The sequence below is a fragment of the Desulforapulum autotrophicum HRM2 genome (genome assembly GCF_000020365.1).
Lineage (GTDB): Bacteria > Desulfobacterota > Desulfobacteria > Desulfobacterales > Desulfobacteraceae > Desulforapulum > Desulforapulum autotrophicum.
Map to the genome: position 1 here is coordinate 1,399,129 of NC_012108.1, position 17,253 is coordinate 1,416,381.

A 17,253-nucleotide genomic window follows, 5' to 3' on the forward strand; every position below is an offset into this window, starting at 1 on the left:
AGGTTGTCTGTTGGTTCAGCAAAGCAATAATTATAATCATTTCAAGGACAATGGCAAGAAATAAAACGTCACCCATTGACCTTGTGTCTGGATGTGTGATATCTGCTGGGTCATGAAATCAATGGACGAACAAATACTGCGGGCAACAAAAGAGATCGTGGTGAAGTTTATCGAGTTAGGAAGGCTTTCCCCTGCAACCGTGCATGAATCCATCCGGGATATCCATGCCACCATCAGGGAAACGGTCAAGGGCAGCATGGACACAGACACGAAGGACCAGGAGTAGTTTTTCTTTAATGGGCCCTGGCCCAGTTTATTCCTGCCGCTATGTTGACCTTCAAGGGTACCTTGAGGGCAAACACCCCTTCCATGACCTGTCGGGCAAGATCCATGAGGGCCTCTTTTTCCGCCAGGGGCGTTTCAAAGATAATTTCATCGTGGACGGACAGGAGCATCCGTGATTTTAGCGGTGTTTTTTTTAGTTCCCTGTCCATGTTGATCATGGCAAGCTTGATCAGATCTGCGGCACTGCCCTGAACCGGCGTGTTAATGGCGGCCCTTTCGGCAAGTTTCCTTAGGTTCACGTTGGAGGCGTTGATGTCGTTGAGCCGCCTTTTCCTGCCAAGAATGGTTGTCACCTCTCCGGTTGTTTTTGCCTGTTCGATGGTTTTGTCAATGAATCTTTTTACCCCTGCATACCTTGCAAAGTAGGAATCAATATAGGTCTGGGCTGTTTTCCGTGTGACGTTGATCTCCTTTGCAAGTTTAAAGGCGCTCATTCCGTACATGATACCAAAGTTGATGGCCTTTGCCTGGCGCCTTAAATCCTCGGTGATGAACTCGGGAAATGCCTGGAACACCTCGGCCGCCGTTCTTGTATGGATATCTTCGTCGTTTCTAAACGACTGAATCAGGATTTCGTCCTCGGCAAAGTGGGCAAGGAGCCTGAGTTCAATCTGGGAGTAGTCGGCCGCAACAAGGATGTGGCCCGGTTCGGGAACGAAGGCCTCTCTGATCATTTTACCTTCGTTCGTACGGATGGGGATGTTCTGAAGGTTGGGGTCCGAGCTTGAGAGCCTGCCCGTTGCTGTGATGGCCTGGTTGAACGAGGTGTGGATTCTGCCCGTCTCTGGATGGATAAGTTCCTGGAGGGCGTCTGAATAGGTGGATTTAAGTTTTCCAAGGGAGCGGTATCTCAGGATCTTTTCCGGCAGTTCATGGTGTTCTGCCAGTTCATTGAGCACCTCCACATCTGTTGAATAACCGGTTTTTTTCTTGGTTTTTTTCTTGGCAGGCAGTTGCAGTTTTTCAAACAGAATAGTGCCGAGTTGTTGTGACGAGTTGATGTTAAAAGTTTCGCCTGCAAGGGCGTAAATTTGTGTCTCAAGGGTCATCATCTCCTGTTCAAAGGTTTTTGAAAGCTCCCCGAGTTTTTTTCGGTCCACCTTGATGCCGTGCATTTCCATATCTGCAAGGACAGTGATAAGGGGCATCTCCACCTGGTTCATCAGGTCCAGAAGGTTGCTCTCCTGAAGCTTTTGCTTAAGGATTCCATGGCAGAGAAGGGTTATATCCGCATCTTCTGCTGCATAGTCCAGGGCCGTTTGGATCTCAACCTCGTTAAATCCGATCTGGGTCTTGCCACTGCCCGTTACCTCCTTGTAGCGGATGGTTTTATGGTCCAGAAGGTCCATGGCAATTTTGTCCAGGCTGTGGCCCCTTTGGGATGGGTTTAACAGGTGGGAGGCGATCATGGTGTCAAACCCGAGACCCTGCATTCTGATGCCGTGGCGAGTAAGCACAATGTAGTCGTACTTGATGTTCTGGCCGACCTTTTTAACTTCGGGGTTTTCAAGAAGGGGACGTATTAGGGCAATCACCCGGGATAAATCAGGCTGTTTCTTGGCGTCCATTCCCGTGTGGCCCACGGGGATATAATAGGCCCTGTGGGGCTCCACGGCAAAGGAGATACCCACAAGTTTGGCCAGCATTGGGTGTTTTGAAGTGGTTTCCGTATCAACACTCAGAATGTCTGCCTGTTTAAAGGTCTCTATCAGTTTCTTTAATTGATCCAGCCCTGTTACAAGGATATACTCTTTTTCTGCAGGCGCCTGTGTGGGCTTGAACTCCTGGTAGAGCTTTGTAAACTCAAGTTCCTTGAAGATTTCTGCCAGCCGCCCGTGGTCAAAGGGCGAGAGGATGAATTCGTCCAGGGGGATTTCAACGGCAACGTTTCTGTCAATGGTAACCAGGTCCCGGCTCAGGAATGCCTGGTCCCGGTTGTCGGTAAGTTTTGCATACAGGCTTTTTTTGGATTTCAGGCTTTCCAGGTTATCATAGATGGTTTTCATGTTTCCATGTTCAGCAATGAGCTTCTGGGCCGTTTTGGGACCGACCCCTGGAACGCCCGGGATGTTGTCAGCGGTGTCTCCGGCAAGGCCTAACATGTCGATCACCTGGATGGGGGTCAGTCCCAGCTTGTCCGAAATCGCTCGTTTGTCGATGATCTCTTCTTTCATGGGGTCCCAGATCACGGCATTGTCCGTTACAAGTTGCATGAAATCCTTGTCCCCTGTTACCATGACCACGGCGAATCCCTTCTCTTCCGCCAGTCGGGCATAGGTGCCGATGAGGTCGTCTGCCTCAAACCCGGTCTTCTCCACAATGGGAATGTTCAGGGCCTTGACAACCTCCTTGATATAGGGAATTTGCAGCCTCAGGTCATCGGGCATTGGCGGTCGGTTGGCCTTGTATGCGTCAAACATGGCATTGCGAAAGGTGGGCCCCTTCACATCAAAAAATACGGCCACGTATTCAGGCTGTTTCTCCTTGATCAATTTCAGGAGAATTCTTGTGAATCCAAAGGTGGCATTTGTGGGGATGCCCGTGGATGTAGACAGGCTTCGTATGGCGTGGAAGGCACGGTAAAGATAGGCGCTTCCATCAACAAGGTATATGTTTTGTTTCATGTTTGATCTTTTATCCTAAGGGTTCCAGGGTGTCCCGCCGGTGGGGTCAGCCCCCACGGTGTCAGGCACCCTATGTTTTCGTTGATTGACTATTTTTGCAAGTCTTTTTTGGGAAAGTTCATGGGTTCAACTGTTCTTCCCCGGGGCTCGCTCAATTCTAACCCACTATTTTCCTTTACATAGTTGTGTTTTCATTTATAATAGATCACATGGAGGCGTATTTGCTGAACCTTCTATTTTTGCCCTCCTGTTCTTGCCCTGCATTTTCTTTTTTTCTTGCCCTGCATTCTTTTTTTACCGCCTTTTATTATCCGGCAGATTTTAGTTTAAAAAGGGGAGGATATTATGGAACTTAAACAGGGAGATCTTTTCTGGGGAATGGACAATGATTTTGTCATAAAGGTCATGGACGCAACCGAGAAAAAAAATGTTGATGAGGGTGTCACCCTTTTTCAAGCAGGTGATGTTGCAGACGATTTTTATATCCTGATCAAGGGGAGGGTCAAACTCACCATTGGCGATAAGGGGCCTGTTGTCTACATGGCAAAGGAGCCGGGCCAGGTTATTGGGTGGTCCACCCTGCTCGGCAGGGAGCACTATTCGGCCACGGCTATCTGTGTTGAAGCGTCAAAAATGCTAAAAGTCGGCAAAAAAAGCTTTCTTGAGAATCTTGCAAAGGATCCTCAAAGTGAAGCGCTTTTTTTCAAACGGGTTGCAGGAATGCTCGGAGATCGTCTGGTTTCCGTTTATCCCAGTATCGCCTAAACGGTTCATGGATCATTATTACGATGTTTAACAGTTTAGTGTCATCTGCCGGAATTGGGGGACGTTTCAATGGAACGTCCCCCGTTGTTTTATTTTTTCTTTTTAAGTGCCTCCATGAGAAGGGCTCCCATATCGCCCATGGGCGCCTTCTGGGCAGGGGCAAATTTGCGCCAGTCATCGGAATCCTTCATTTCGGGAGGGGCAAGGGAGATACGCCGTTTCTCCTCGTCGGCCGACTCCACCATTACAGTGACCTTGTCTCCGGGTTTGAGTGAGTCATAATCCGACGGTTTGGACGCCTTGGAAGCAACAGATGCCGGTAGAAGACCTGTGACGCCCGGCTCAAGACTGAGGAAAATGCCGAACTGCTCTCTTTTTTCCATGGTGGTTTCCACAATGGTGCCCGGGGCGTATTTTTCTGCAATGCCGGCCCAGGGATCCCCCAGGGCATCCTTGATACTCAGGGAGATGCGCCGTTTTTCAATGTCGATATCCTTGACCACCACCTGGACCATTTCACCCAGGGTTACCACGTCATCGGCCTTGACGATTCTTCGTGTGTGGCTCATTTCACTCAAATGAACCAGTCCGTCCATGCCCGGAGCGATTTCAACAAAGGCGCCAAAGGGGGCAAGGCGAACCACCTTGCCCGTGAGTTGATCCCCCGGGGCAATGGTGCCTGCCTGGGAATCCCAGGGGTCTTCGGACAGGGCCTGCTTGATGGAAAGGGAGATTTTGGGCATATCCGCTCCCTCCTTTGTTTCGATTTTAAGCAGCTTGACCTTGACCGTCTCTCCCTGCTTTACCACCTCTTCTGCCTTGTCCACCCTTGACCAGCTGAGTTCTGAAATATGGGCCATGCCTTCAACACCCGGAACAAGTTCGATGAACGCCCCATAGGGCATGAGTTTGGTGACGCTGCCGGTGAGGATGTCGCCCTCTTTGGCCTCCTTGAAGAACGCATCCTGCCGGTCTTTGTTTTCCAGATTCAAGAGATCCCGGCGGGAGACGACAATGTTGCGGCCCCCCTCTTCAAACCGGGTAATGATGAAGTTAAAGGTCGAACCCACATAGGATTCGGTGTCTTCAATATACTTTATGTCCATCTGGCTTACCGGGCAGAAGGCCCTTTTTCCCATGATGGTAACGCTGAATCCGCCCTTGATGGTTCCTGCTACCTTGCCTTCGACCGGGGTGCCGGTAAAGGATGCTTCTTCGAGCATGGTTGCGGTGCCGGCGCCTGACAGTGATTTAGACAGGGTGATTTCACTTTCATTCATGGATACCACGTAGAGAGAGATCTCATCGCCCACGGCATGGTGAAATTCTCCGTTTTTGTCTAAAAGTTCTGCCTTGTCCACGACTCCGTCGCTCTTGGCGCCTGTGCTGATATATACGGCATTCTGACCAATGGAGATAATTTTTCCATCTATTTTGTCTCCCTGGCGGATATCGTGGTTAATTTCTGCGTCATAGGAGGCAAACATCTCTGCAAAGCTTGCTTCTTCCTGGTTGTCAGATCCATTGTCTCCAAATTTGTCAGCCATCATTTTTCTCCTGAACATCAATAGTTAAAACACTTTTCTATACAATCCCCTGACAGGTGTCAAGTCATATGGTTTCGGCAATGGAGACGGTTCGATCCCCCAGGGTGTTGACATAGCTTGCCATTTCATTGTCGTACCAGCCATAGATCACGGCATTGGTGACCGGGATGCGGGCAATGGTTTTGTCAAGGCTCTTGAGAAGGGCGGGGTCAAGGCCCTTGACTTGACCCAGATCAATGCTGATTTCCGCCGTTCTTGTATGGGTTTCATGGCCTTCGATGATGGTGGCGGCCCTGGGGGTGCCAACAATATCGGCCGATACGTTCTGTTTTTCCGTGAACACCAGGTACCCGTCGTTCTTTTCTGTGGCGGTTTTTCGGTAAAGTTCGTTGATCAGGGCCTTGTTGATGGGACCCCCCTTGGGGGCGTCCTGGATGTTGAGCACCAGGATGATCAATGATCCTGAAGCTGTGGGAATCCTGACCGATTCTGCAATAAAGCCGATGGTCTCCATTTCCGGGATTACCAGGGCAAGGGCCCTTGCCGCACCCGTTGAGGTGAGAATGATGTTGTTCATGACGCTGCGGCTCTTCCTGAGATCCGTTGCTCCCTTTTTGGGCAGGCGGTCAAGGACCTGCTGGGAGCCTGTGGCCGCATGGACAGTGGCCATGGATGCGGACAGAATTCTGTCAGCGCCAAAGTAGTCAAGCAGCGGTTTGATCATGTGGGCAAGGCAGTTGGTGGTGCACGAGGCGTTGGAGATCAGGCTGTGAATCCTTGGATCATAGCTTTTGTCGTTGATCCCCATTACCGTTGTAACGGCGTCATCGGGCATGGGGGAACCCTCCTGGACTTTGAAGGGTGCGCTGACCACCACCTTTTGCGCCCCGCACTCAAGGTGGCCCCGGACCGATCCTGCAGATGCCTCAAACGAGAGATTGGGATCCAGGAACTGGCCGGTGGTGTCAACCACAAGACGTGCACCGTGATCGCCCCATCCTATTTCACGGGGGTTGCGTTTTTCACGCAGCAGGGTCACCTTGACATTGTTGATCTGCATGGTTCCCTTTGCCTCGTCAATATCAGTGATGACGGGCGGGGCACCATGGCCGTGGAGAAATGCATTCAGGCGTCCATAGGTGGTGTCCCGTTCAATATAATGGGCAATGTCTCCAAGGGATCTGCCTGCCTCCCGGCCGAGATTAACCACAAGTTCGTCAAAATAGCCCCGTCCCACATGGTGCCATACGGTGAGTTTGCCGATTCTGCCGAGTCCGTTAATACCAAGTATTCTAGAATTGTCTTCACTCATCTGCCTCTCCTATAGCTCATTTACCTTTAGGTAACCCTTGTATATTAATCCCTCCCTGCCGTCCATGCTGATAAAGTCACCGGACTTCATGAGGGTGTTAGCGAATTTGCATTGCCGTTTTTTTTCGTTGCTCATGAGGTTCTCACAGCCGACTACGCAGGTCTTTTTAAGGCTGTGGGCCACCACCGAGGCGTGGGAGGTGACGCCACCCCTGGCCGTGAGGATGCCGTCGGCTGCATAGATTTCCCTGATGTCGTCGGCCACCGTGTCTCCCCGGATGAGAATCAAGTTCATGTGGGGCTCATCCTTTCGCCACTGTTTGATCTCCTCCAGGGTAAAAACGATTCTTCCACTCATGGGACCGCCTGACACGCCGATCCCCCTGCCAAGGTATTCCATGGCGTTCAGGTCATCCATGTCAAAGGATCGGATGACGCTTCGCTCGCGAACGGACATGTCCCGGGTCTGGAGCAGGTAAAGGTCCTTGTAGTTGGGACTTTCAAAGGTGAACTCCATCTCCTGGGGATCCCACTTATTGTCATAGATGATGGCATGGGCAATGGCTTTGAGATTGTTGTACAGGACAGGGAAGCCTGATTCCAGGCTGATGCCGCTGCCCCGCTGTTCAATTTCCCTCTGCATCTCGGAGATGGCAAGGGTCCTGACAAGTCCTGACACCACATCCTCCCCCTGGTTGCCGATGGTGAAGTCACCCCAGAGCCTTAAGGTATCACCGGGAAGCCTTGGGCTGTGGGTAAAAAACACCCCGGAGCCTGATTGGCTTGAAACATTGCCGAACACCATGGCCTGGACTGTGACAGCCGTGCCCCAATCGTCGGAGATGCCCATGATTCTTCGATAGGCCCTGGCCCGGGGGGAATCCCAGGAACTGAACACCTTGTTGATGGCAAGGTAGAGCTGGCCGATGGGGCTTTCAACGACTTTGATGCCTGAATCCCGGATCATGTTTTTGTAGGTTATGGAGAGCAGCTTCATCTGTTCTCCGGTGAATTCGCGTTTCAGGGGGACACCGTTTTTTTTCTTAAACTTGTACATGATCGAGTCAAAGTCATTGCGGTTCAGGCCAAAGGACATGCCGTACCCCTGGAGAAACCGACGGTAACAGTCCCAGGCAAACCAGGCATTGCCCGAAATGTTGGCAATGCTTTCGGCAATCTCTTCGTTGATCCCCACATTCATGTAGGATTCAAGCATGCCGGGCTGGGAGATGGATGAGCCGCTTCTGACCGACAGCAGCAGTGGATTTTTGGGGTTGCCAAAGCATTTTCCTGTACTTCGTTCAAGGAAGGTAAGGTTTTCTTCCACATGCTTTCTGAAGTTGTTTTCGGCCGGTTCATAGGTGTTGATCAGTTCCTGGCATCGGAAGGCCTCGGTGGTGATAATAAATCCAGGGGGTACGGGCCACCCCATGCGCTTGAGTTCCACCAGGTTGAGTCCTTTGTTGCCAAGGTGGATGATGTGGTGGTTGTTTCGCTTGTCTTCCCCGATTTCGGTCATGGCATTGTCAGGATCATAGTTGAAAAGTTTGTTGAGCATGGTTTCCGAGAGCTTTTCACTCTGGCGGAACAGGGTATTCATGATCCGGTTGAGAAATACATCCAGCTGCTGGAGACCCAGGGAGGTGACGATTTTGTCCCGGAAGAAGAGGTCTGCCACCATGTGGGCTAACTTTTTCCTTTCCATATCCTCTTCCTTGGGTAGAAATTTTTCAAGGATTTGATCTTCGGGCATTTTTGCCATGATCTGGAGGATGTTCCTGCCGTGGATGGTGTGGAAGTTGTCGTCAATGATGTTTTTAACGGCCCGGGAAAAGCCCTTGAATATGTCAATGTACTGGGTAAAGGAAAATTCTCTGATGCCTATGGAATGGGTCAGAAGTTCAAGCTGCATCTTCATCTTGTTTGACGAAATCCCGTCCACCCCCAGGGCCTTGGCAAAAAGCTCCAGGATCTCAAGTATCTGGGAAAAGGTCACCTTGGTGATAAGGCTTAAATCAATGGCGTTGATCAGCTCCTCGAACAATACGTTCACAATGGCCTCGATGCGAAGCGTCAGCCCCAGGGCGTCAAATCTTGCTTCATGGTAGCTGCCATACACCGACGGGATGTCCACGGCAATGTGGCGCTTGTGGTACATGTTTTCCCTGATCTCAAAGGTCTGGTCCGACAGGATCACGGCCTTGAGTTCCTCAAGGAAGCTGAGCAGACCGGCAATCTTTTGCTTGAGGTCAGTCTGGGCCAGGGCCTGTTTAAGCCTGCCCGTGTCGGGAAGATCTTCGGATTTGAGAAGGCTAAGGTAGCTGTCAAACTCAATGTTGTTGAAGTTGTATTTCTGGTTGAGGAGCCGGTAAAATTCCAGGGTCAGAACGGCCCGTTCCCGGTCCTGATCAGACGCCTTGTCAACACGGTTGATCATGGAGACAAGTGTTGTGTCATCCATTGTCAAAAGATCTGCCGGAATGGCGACCCCCTGGTCTGCAAGGGCTGAAAAGATAATGGTCATGCCATGGCTGTAGATTCCATTCTCTTCTATTTCATCATAGATCAAAGGGGGGATGAAGGGTTGAAGACCGTGTTTGTCCGCCCGTTGCCAGAATTGCAGTACCTCCTCAATAAAGGTTACCACCCGACTGCTGCTTTCCACATGGCTTTGTTTCCGAAGGAAATGAACCAGGGTATCCTTACGCATGCACACCTCGTCAAGGCGTGTTGAAATATCCCGGAGTTTTCCTTCGGCACCTATTTCGTTGAAAAATGCAGGCAGGAGTCGTGCAAGCTGCTTTACAAGATTATAGACCGGGGCAATATCTTTGGCCAGAAAGGCCGAAATATCCCTTGCAAAGAGGTCCGTGTCCTTGATGAAAACCCCGCCGCAGGAGAGAAAGATGATCAAGGCCGACATCAGGCGAACCGAACTTTTGGGCTTCTGTCCAATCAGTTCCAGCCAGTTGCGGATGTTTTGAATATGGGTGTTGTTGCTGATCACTTGCCAGTCGTTACCCATGCCCTTGATGGTCGGTGCGTGGAATCCAAGGTCAACCACCTGGTCGATGAAGTAGTTGATCACCTCAACCTCTTCTGTGCGGTAGACAGCCTCGCCTGACTTTAATACGCAGTTGAGAACCGTCTGGGGGAACCTGCCGTCAAGGGCCCTTAAAACGCCAAAGGTTTTATCGATGATGGCCAGGTTGTTCTTAAAGTCCTCATGTCCGATGAGCCAGGTCAGTGCCCGGTTGATGTCCCCCAGGGCGTCCTTGTGGATCATGGCAAGGCCAGGTGTGTTGATGATATAAAACAAAAACATCACCTCCAGGCGTTTGCTCGTTATCTCGTCGGGCATGGTCCGGCTGATTTTTTTGGGCATCTGCCTGAAAAGGGAGACGATGTCCTTGTATCCGGGAAGGGTGACCAGTCGTTTTGTCAGCTCAATGGAACCTATGGGTTCCTCCCTTGCCATGGTGAGAAGGGTCTCTTTCCAGGCGAAAAATTTCTGGTGGGAGGTTTCATTGATGAATTGCTCGGCCAGGTTTTTGTAATCCGTGTGGCTTGCCTCCCGCTGAATCCAGACCAGGGGGTCTTCCAGTTCCAGCCAGTAGGAAAGGGAGTGATCGTAAAATCGGACCAGAAACCGGTTCAGGGTTTCATTGTCCCCGGTCTCCTCCGTTCCGATCTTGATGAAAAGCCTGGCAAGCTTGTCCGGCTGAAAATAACTTGTAACAAAAAGATGAAATTTCACGCCCGAAAGGTCAAGGGTCTGGGCAAGAATGGATTTAAAAACAGGTAGAAATCTTGGCGTTTCATCCGTAGCATCGGTCAGGACATGGTGCAGAAAGAGCAGCAGGTCTTCAGCGGCATCCTCCTGGATGGTTTGGTTTTCATTTTCAGCAATGGCCCTGAGGAAAATATCGGCAAAAATCTGTACAGCTGCAGGACCTTCGGGATGGGGGCGTAGCAGGTGAAAATAGCCAAGGGAGAAACTTCTGGCCTCTTTGACGATGAAGTCCCAGTTCTTGTAGGGGTGGGACAGTTCCTTTAAAAAGACGTTGAGCCTTTTTAAAATACCATAGTAGTCTGCCATGATTTCCTGGAGCGGTTGGTATCTCTCGTCAATGGTTACATCAACATGGTAATCGGCCAGGTTAACCTCAAGGGCGCGTGACGTCATTTTTTTTAGAATCCCTTTAAACATTGGTAAAAAAAATTGGTTTTCACTTTTCCACCATTTTTAGTAAAAAACAGGGATAAGAAGCAAGGCATTTATAAAATAATACCCCTGATAGGGGTTAAAATTAAACTTGCCCTGGGCCGGCAAACAGTCCCAGCAGCACGGAAAGATCCTTGTCAAATTCCCCCTGGTATAGAGACTGTGGTGTTCCTGTTTGTTCCATGAGCTGCCGGACAGATTGCTGGTATTGTCTTGCAGTTTCTGTAAAGGCCTGGGTTGCAGGGGAAAAAACGCCATCACTTCTGCTGTTTATATGTGCTTTGACATTTTTGTGTGACAGTTGCGACAGGCGGCAGACCATGGCGTTTATGGCTGAAATTTTTTCGTTTCCCAGATCGATTTTCAGGGATACCGCAAGGTGTCTGGCCTGGTTGGCTGTTGCGCCTGAAATGATGATCGGCACCAGGAGCTGTTCCAGCCGTCTGAAGGGGACGACCATGGTTTCGTAGGCAAGGCCGGGTTTGCCCATGATCTGATTTGATCCAACCCTGCACCTTTCAAGGGTGAGGGTGCTGTGGGGGCAGGGGCGCAGAAATTTTGTATCCATGGGGTTTCCCGGTGTAAGGCCGGTGGTTGTCCGGGGAACCGCAAGGGCTGAAAAAAGGTTGCGTCCTTCCTTAACCCCTGTGACGGCGATAACGATGAAGAGGTCTGCCAGGGGGGCGTTGGTGACAAAGCTTTTTTCCCCGTCAATGATAAAGGCTTCCTTGTCTTTTACGGCACGGGTTTTAAGATGTTTTGGATGGGCTCCAACCCCGGGTTCAGATACGGCAACCGCGGCCGTGAATTTGCCCCGGGCCATGGCCGGCAGATAGTTGTCCCAGAGGTGTCTGCTCCCGTGGATGTGTATGAAATGGTGGCACACAAGATGGTGGATCACAAACGCCAGGGCAAACCCCATGGGGGCACCACAAACCGCAAGATGTTCGGTTACACAGGCAAGGGCGTCCAGCCCATGTCCCAGCCCCCCGTATTCTGCTGGAACAAGAATTCCCATGAGGCTTTCCTGGCCAAGATCCTGCCATAAATCCATGGGAAAATCATGGGTTGAGCGTGTTTGTTCGAAATTCTGACGGCCCTGGCAGAGGGCTGTGACCTTTGCCTGCAATTCTTTGAATTCGCCATCCATAATTTACAGCACAAGCTCCTTGATGAATGTAATGAGGTGGGTGAGGTTCATCACGGTTCTCACCTCGTGGCAGTGGGTCTTGTAGGTTGAAATTTCGCAGTCCCCTGTTGTCCAGGTGCGGACCTGTTCCGGGGTGAGCCAGATGACCCTGCGGCAGCGTTCCCGCATTTGCGCCAGGATGGTTGCCTGGGGGTTGAGAAAGTTGGAACGGGCGTCCCCCAGGATGATGAGGGTGGTTTTCTGGTTGAGATCGTTCATGTGGTTGTGTTTAAACGACAGGAACATGCTTCCGTAATCCGTGGGGAGGTTGCGGTTGATGGTGTCGTCGTCCAGAGTCTTGTCAATGGCTTGGTTGACGGAAAATCGGTCAAACAGATCGGTCACTTCAACGAGGTCTGCCACAAATACAAAGCTTTTGACCCTGGCAAAGCAGTCGTGGAGGGAGTAGAGAAGGGTGAGCATGAAACGTGCACCGGACCAGACTGAGCCTGATACATCGCACAGGGCAACGATGCTGCTCTTTCGGGGTGGTTTGTTCTTAAAGGCGATATCAAGGGGTACCCCCTGGAATTTTCCCGAGTTCCGCAGGGTTTTTTTGATGTCAACGGCTCCCCTGTTTTTGGCGGCAAACCTTCGTGAAACCTGGTCTTTAAGTCTTCGAACCAGCTGTTCCATAACGGCCTTCATCTGGTTCACCTCAAGGGCGGTGAGGTTTGAAAAGGGTTTGTCTGAAATAAGTTCATTGCCCGGGCCGGATACCCCTTTTTTTCCCTGGAGGTCGTTGAGTTCCCTGGGCTCTTGAGTGACCATGGTCATGGCCCGGTCCAGGCGATCCATGAACAGCTTTTTCAAGGATACCGTATCTGCTTCCTGACGGGTCTGTTTGACGAGGGTGTTGATCCTGTCTCGCAGGGCGTTGATTTGGAGCATGATGCCAAGCTTGCTTGAAAGCTGTCCCATGTTGGATTTAAAGAACCGCTGGGGTGGTTCTTCCATGGTGTGCATCCTGTGAACCAGGTCGATGAGGGTCAGGGGATTGTTGTCAAGGAAATCGACCAGGGCCTGCTCCATGGGATGGGGGTCGGGCCTGTTCCTGAGATCCTGGGCAAGGGTATCAATGATTTGCTGTGCGCCCGGGGCAGGGGCGTCGTTTGTCTGATCCTTTGCATTGTTGAAGAAAAGGTCAAAGATATAGTCGAACCGGGTCTGGTCCCTGCGGCTTTTGACAAAGTTTGCCCCCATGACAAGCCTGAACGCAACCGGATCTAGGGGGTTGACCAGTTCAAGATGGCGTGCGGCATCGATTACTTCCCCCGTGGAGACCCTGAGGTCAAAGGCCCTGCAGCAGGCGGCAAATCCAGTCAAACGGGTGAGCATCCCTAACCCACGATCTCGTTGACGGCCTGTCTGGCAAGGGCCGTATCCTCGTGGTATTTGAGCACGATGTTGAGGGTGTCCTTCACCCTGTCAGGTGTGAGTTCTTCAGTCTTCAACGCCATGAGCGCCCTTGCCCAGTCCAGGGATTCCGAGATGCAGGGCTTTTTCTTGAGATCAAGATTACGGATCCGGGTGACGGCATCGATCATCTGCCGGGCAAGCCTTTCTTCAATGCCGGGAAGCTTCATCCGGACAATTTCCATTTCCCGTTCCTGGGTTGGGTAGTCGATGTAAAGGTGGATGCACCGCCGCTTCAAGGCATCGCTCATGTCCCTGTAGTTGTTTGAGGTGAGCAGGACAATGGGGATGGTGACGGGTTTACGGGTTCCGATTTCTGGAATGGTGACCTGGAAATCGCTGAGCAGTTCAAGGAGAAATGCCTCAAACTCGGGGTCGGACTTGTCCACCTCGTCAATGAGAAGCACCACTGGATCCGGCGAGAGAATGGCCTGGAGAAGGGGTCGGGGCTGGATGAACCGTTCTGAAAAAAAAGCATCTTCCTGGCTTGCAATTCTTTCCACTGCTTCGGACAGAGTGTCGGCATCCTTGATTACCGTGTTGATTCGTTCCTTGATCATCTGGGTGTAGAGGAGCTGTTTGGCATACTCCCATTCGTACAGGGCCTTTGCCTCGTCAAGGCCCTCGTAGCACTGGAGTCTTATGAGACGCCTTTCAAGGCTTGTGGCAACGGCCTTGGCAAGTTCTGTCTTGCCGACCCCGGCCGGTCCTTCAATGAGAACCGGCTTGTCCGTTGCAAGGGCCAGGAATATCACCGTGGCGATCTCCTTTGAGGCAATGTAGTTTGCCTGTGCAAGGCTTTGCTGGACCTGATCGACAGTTGTAAATTTCATGGCGGGATGCCCCTTTTTCAACGGTAAAAATCCTTGAAAGCCGATACCACTGTGTCAATGTCGGCTGAAGAGATGTTCAGGTGGGTGACAAGCCTCAGGGAATCACCGCCTGGGATGGCAATTTTTTTCTGTGCCATAAAATCCTGAAGTTCGTTTGCCCGGTGTCGGACCCGGACAAAGACCATGTTGGTCTGGCCGGATTCGGGCGCGATCTCAAGTTCATCCACCCGGGCAAGCTCCTGGGCCATGCGGGCTGCATTTTCATGGTCAAGGTTCAGCCGGTCAATGTTGTTCTCAAGGGCAAAGATGCAGGCGGCAGCCAGGATGCCTGCCTGGCGCATGCCCCCGCCGACCATTTTACGCCATCGTCTGGCCTGGCTGATCTGGGCCCGGTCTGCACACAGAAGAGAGCCCACAGGGGCACCAAGGCCTTTGGAAATACAGACCGAGACCGAGTCAAAGGGTTCAGCAATGATTCTGGCATCTATGCCGAGCTTGACGGCCGCATTGAATATCCTTGCCCCGTCCAGGTGGAATTTCAGTCCCCTGGCCCGGGCAAATTCACCGGCAGTTTTGATATAGTCCATGGGCAGTACCTTGCCTGCCTGGGTATTTTCAAGGCAGAAAAGCCGGGTCCTGGCAAAATGGAAATCATCGGGTTTGATGGCTTTTTTGACCCCTTCAAGATCAAGGGTGCCGTCGGGTTCAAGGGGCAGGGGCTGGGGCTGGATGCTACCCAGAACAGCGGCTCCGCCGGCCTCGTACTTATAGGTGTGGGCCTGCTGACCCACAATATATTCGTCTCCCCTGGCACAGTGGCTCATCAGGGCCAGAAGGTTGGACTGGGTTCCAGACGAGCAGAACAGGGCCGCTTCCTTGCCCATGATTTCGGCTGTCAGGGCTTCCAGGCGGTTGACCGTGGGGTCTTCTCCGTAGACATCGTCACCCACCTCGGCCTCGGCCATCCTGGCCCGCATTGCCGGACAGGGCTTTGTTACTGTATCGCTTCTAAGATCGATCATGGCTGTTCCTTGGGATCGTTTTACCCTCGCATGAAAAGGGCTTTGATAATGTGCTGGACCATGGCCGGGTTTTCCTTGAGTCTTCGCGTGGAGTAGCCGAACCACTCTTTGCCAAATGGTACGTAAACCCGCATGGGAAATCCCCGGTCAATGATGGTTTGCCTCAATTTCGGCGTTACCCCGAACAGCATTTGAAATTCAACCAAGGCCTTTGGAACCTTGTATTGCTCAATGAGTTCAAAGGCTTTTTCCACAAGCAGGGCATCGTGGGTTGCAACGGCCGCATGGATTTTATTCTTGAACATGAACTCAAGATTCTCAACATAGGCCCTGTTGATCTGATCGTACTGCTTAAAGGCAATGGTTGCCGGCTCCACATAGATGCCCTTGCAGAGGCGAAAGTTCAGGGGTGCCTCCGGGGTGTGAAGGTCCATGAGACCGGTTATATCCTCGGGGGTTCTTTTCAAATATGCCTGGAGCACAAGGCCCACATGGCCTGGAAATTCGACCTTGAGCCGTCTGAAAATCTCTATCTCCATGGAGGTGCAAGAAGCGTCTTCCATGTCTATGCGGATGAAGCTGTTGTAACCTGCTGCCCGTTGGACAATTTCCCTTACATGGCTGAAGCACGCCTCCTTGTCAAGGAGGAGTCCGAACATGGTGGGCTTGACCGACAGGTTGCCGTTGATGCCGGATCCATGGAGGGCGTCCATGAGGTCAAGGTAGTCCTGGGTGTTTTTTTTTGCCTCATCCATTGTGGAGATGAATTCCCCCAGCAGGTCAAGGGTCACCATGGCGCCTTGGTTGTTGAGATCCCTGGATGCCGCAAGGGCATCGTTTACATCAATGCCGGCAATATAGCGTTTTGAAAAAATCCACACCAGTTTTTCAGGGAAAAAGGGGATCAGTTTTGCCATAAGCGAATTTAACATGGGGCCTCCTGGGAGTTAAGTATGGCCGGGGTTGCCTTGGCCATACTGGCGGTTCCTGTGAGCACCATGGTCTGCTTGAGCTCTCCATGGATGGTGTCTATATAGGTCTCAACCCCCTGTTGGAGCCCACCCACACAGGCAATGGAAAAGGGCCGGCCAATCATCACGGCATCGGCCCCAAGGGCCACAAGTTTGAGGACATCACCGCCTGTTCTCACACCGCCGTCCACGAGGATGGCAATTTTGCCCTTGACCTGTTCAACAATGCCGGGCAGCACCCGGGCCGCTCCCGGGGTGTGGTCAAGGACACGTCCCCCGTGGTTGGAAACCACAATGGCGTCGGCCCCGGCTTCAACGGCCAGCATGGCCTCATCCGGAGTCATCACTCCCTTGAGTATGAACTTCATGGGGGTTGAGTTGATGATTTCTTTCAGGGCATCAAGGGTTTTTGGGGCCACGGGCCGTCCCATTTTTCTAAGCGTGATCAGTCCTGCTGCATCAATGTCCATGCCCACAATTTTGGCTCCTGTCTGTTCGGCCTTTTGAAGCTTGTCAAACAGTTCGTGGTCCTCCCAGGGTTTGATAAAGGGGATGCCCCTTCCCTGGGCCTGTCGGATGGCCTCAAATCCTGATTCATGGATAAAGTCAGGAACCCCGTCTCCTGTGCATCCCAGAATGCCTTTTGCCTGACAACCATGGACAATGGCCTCGATGTAGGCCTGTTCGGTGATTTTTCCGCCCATGTTAAAACTGACCCCGCCAATGGGGGCCGCAAGTACGGGTAGAGCAAGGTCCATGCCGAGAAACGAGGCAGTTGTGTCAGGGTCTGTAACATCGTGGATGAGCCGCATGTTGAAGGTCAGGTTGTCAAGGGCCGTGAGGTTGGCCTTGAACGCGGCGGCCGTTCCAACGCCGCCCATGCCTGGCACCTCTCCTGCGCAGGCTTTGCCATCGCATCTGGGGCAGACCCGGCAATATCCCCTCATTAATTGTCTGGCGTTTTCATGGATTGATTTCATATCACCTCTTTGTGGGTTTCGTGAT

The 17,253-nt window shown here is 51.8% G+C and carries 12 protein-coding genes; 2 read left to right on the forward strand and 10 right to left on the reverse strand.

Annotation, left to right across the window (positions count from 1 at the left end):
* Window positions 1–121 precede the first annotated feature (121 nt).
* On the forward strand, window positions 122–286 hold the full coding sequence (locus HRM2_RS06135; protein ID WP_232364208.1) for a conjugal transfer protein TraB: 165 nt from the start codon (window positions 122–124) through the stop codon (window positions 284–286).
* A 7-nt stretch (window positions 287–293) separates the two neighbouring features.
* Here HRM2_RS06135 and polA read toward each other — a convergent pair whose 3' ends face one another.
* On the reverse strand, window positions 294–2,969 hold the full coding sequence (gene polA / locus HRM2_RS06140) for a DNA polymerase I (protein ID WP_015903138.1): 2,676 nt from the start codon (window positions 2,967–2,969) through the stop codon (window positions 294–296).
* A 345-nt stretch (window positions 2,970–3,314) separates the two neighbouring features.
* On the opposite strand from polA, the gene HRM2_RS06145 reads away from it, so the two are divergent.
* The gene (locus HRM2_RS06145) at window positions 3,315–3,734 is read left to right on the forward strand and encodes a cyclic nucleotide-binding domain-containing protein (protein ID WP_015903139.1); all 420 of its coding nucleotides are present in this window, start codon (window positions 3,315–3,317) and stop codon (window positions 3,732–3,734) included.
* 89 nt (window positions 3,735–3,823) lie between these two features.
* Here HRM2_RS06145 and HRM2_RS06150 read toward each other — a convergent pair whose 3' ends face one another.
* From HRM2_RS06150 to HRM2_RS06190, 9 genes are all read right to left on the reverse strand, one after another.
* Window positions 3,824–5,284: a 30S ribosomal protein S1 gene (locus HRM2_RS06150; RefSeq protein WP_015903140.1), complete on the reverse strand. Its 1,461-nt coding sequence runs from the start codon at window positions 5,282–5,284 to the stop codon at window positions 3,824–3,826.
* A 61-nt stretch (window positions 5,285–5,345) separates the two neighbouring features.
* The gene (locus HRM2_RS06155; RefSeq protein WP_015903141.1) at window positions 5,346–6,593 is read right to left on the reverse strand and encodes a type I glyceraldehyde-3-phosphate dehydrogenase; all 1,248 of its coding nucleotides are present in this window, start codon (window positions 6,591–6,593) and stop codon (window positions 5,346–5,348) included.
* Window positions 6,594–6,602: 9 nt separating this feature from the next.
* A complete protein-coding gene (locus tag HRM2_RS06160) occupies window positions 6,603–10,778 on the reverse strand; it encodes a PEP/pyruvate-binding domain-containing protein (RefSeq protein ID WP_015903142.1) in 4,176 nt (1,391 codons plus the stop codon).
* A 124-nt stretch (window positions 10,779–10,902) separates the two neighbouring features.
* Window positions 10,903–11,967 carry an acyl-CoA dehydrogenase family protein gene (locus tag HRM2_RS24985; protein ID WP_015903143.1) on the reverse strand — a complete coding sequence of 355 codons (1,065 nt, stop codon included), beginning with the start codon at window positions 11,965–11,967 and terminating at the stop codon, window positions 10,903–10,905.
* A gap of 3 nt (window positions 11,968–11,970) precedes the next feature.
* Window positions 11,971–13,344, reverse strand: coding sequence for a VWA domain-containing protein (locus tag HRM2_RS06170; RefSeq protein WP_015903144.1), 1,374 nt, complete (start codon window positions 13,342–13,344; stop codon window positions 11,971–11,973).
* Between the two features lie 2 nt (window positions 13,345–13,346).
* Window positions 13,347–14,255 carry an AAA family ATPase gene (locus HRM2_RS06175; RefSeq protein WP_015903145.1) on the reverse strand — a complete coding sequence of 303 codons (909 nt, stop codon included), beginning with the start codon at window positions 14,253–14,255 and terminating at the stop codon, window positions 13,347–13,349.
* 17 nt (window positions 14,256–14,272) lie between these two features.
* On the reverse strand, window positions 14,273–15,277 hold the full coding sequence (gene ltaE, locus HRM2_RS06180) for a low-specificity L-threonine aldolase (RefSeq protein ID WP_015903146.1): 1,005 nt from the start codon (window positions 15,275–15,277) through the stop codon (window positions 14,273–14,275).
* A gap of 20 nt (window positions 15,278–15,297) precedes the next feature.
* Window positions 15,298–16,209, reverse strand: a complete 912-nt coding sequence (locus HRM2_RS06185) for a proline dehydrogenase family protein (RefSeq protein WP_015903147.1) — start codon at window positions 16,207–16,209, stop codon at window positions 15,298–15,300.
* Window positions 16,203–17,228 (reverse strand): alpha-hydroxy-acid oxidizing protein, encoded by a 1,026-nt coding sequence (locus HRM2_RS06190; RefSeq protein WP_015903148.1) that lies wholly within the window; start codon window positions 17,226–17,228, stop codon window positions 16,203–16,205. Before HRM2_RS06190 ends, HRM2_RS06185 begins: the two co-directional genes overlap by 7 nt.
* Window positions 17,229–17,253 lie beyond the last annotated feature (25 nt).

Bases quoted from the DNA above. Each gene is read 5' to 3' on its own strand.
- HRM2_RS06185 (WP_015903147.1), bottom strand. From the start codon at position 16,209: ATGTTAAATTCGCTTATGGCAAAACTGATCCCCTTTTTCCCTGAAAAA.
- HRM2_RS06150 (WP_015903140.1), bottom strand. From the start codon at position 5,284: ATGATGGCTGACAAATTTGGAGACAATGGATCTGACAACCAGGAAGAA.
- HRM2_RS06135 (WP_232364208.1), top strand. From the start codon at position 122: ATGGACGAACAAATACTGCGGGCAACAAAAGAGATCGTGGTGAAGTTT.
- ltaE (WP_015903146.1), bottom strand. From the start codon at position 15,277: ATGATCGATCTTAGAAGCGATACAGTAACAAAGCCCTGTCCGGCAATG.
- HRM2_RS06160 (WP_015903142.1), bottom strand. From the start codon at position 10,778: ATGACGTCACGCGCCCTTGAGGTTAACCTGGCCGATTACCATGTTGAT.
- HRM2_RS06190 (WP_015903148.1), bottom strand. From the start codon at position 17,228: ATGAAATCAATCCATGAAAACGCCAGACAATTAATGAGGGGATATTGC.
- HRM2_RS06170 (WP_015903144.1), bottom strand. From the start codon at position 13,344: ATGCTCACCCGTTTGACTGGATTTGCCGCCTGCTGCAGGGCCTTTGAC.
- HRM2_RS06145 (WP_015903139.1), top strand. From the start codon at position 3,315: ATGGAACTTAAACAGGGAGATCTTTTCTGGGGAATGGACAATGATTTT.
- HRM2_RS24985 (WP_015903143.1), bottom strand. From the start codon at position 11,967: ATGGATGGCGAATTCAAAGAATTGCAGGCAAAGGTCACAGCCCTCTGC.
- HRM2_RS06155 (WP_015903141.1), bottom strand. From the start codon at position 6,593: ATGAGTGAAGACAATTCTAGAATACTTGGTATTAACGGACTCGGCAGA.
- polA (WP_015903138.1), bottom strand. From the start codon at position 2,969: ATGAAACAAAACATATACCTTGTTGATGGAAGCGCCTATCTTTACCGT.
- HRM2_RS06175 (WP_015903145.1), bottom strand. From the start codon at position 14,255: ATGAAATTTACAACTGTCGATCAGGTCCAGCAAAGCCTTGCACAGGCA.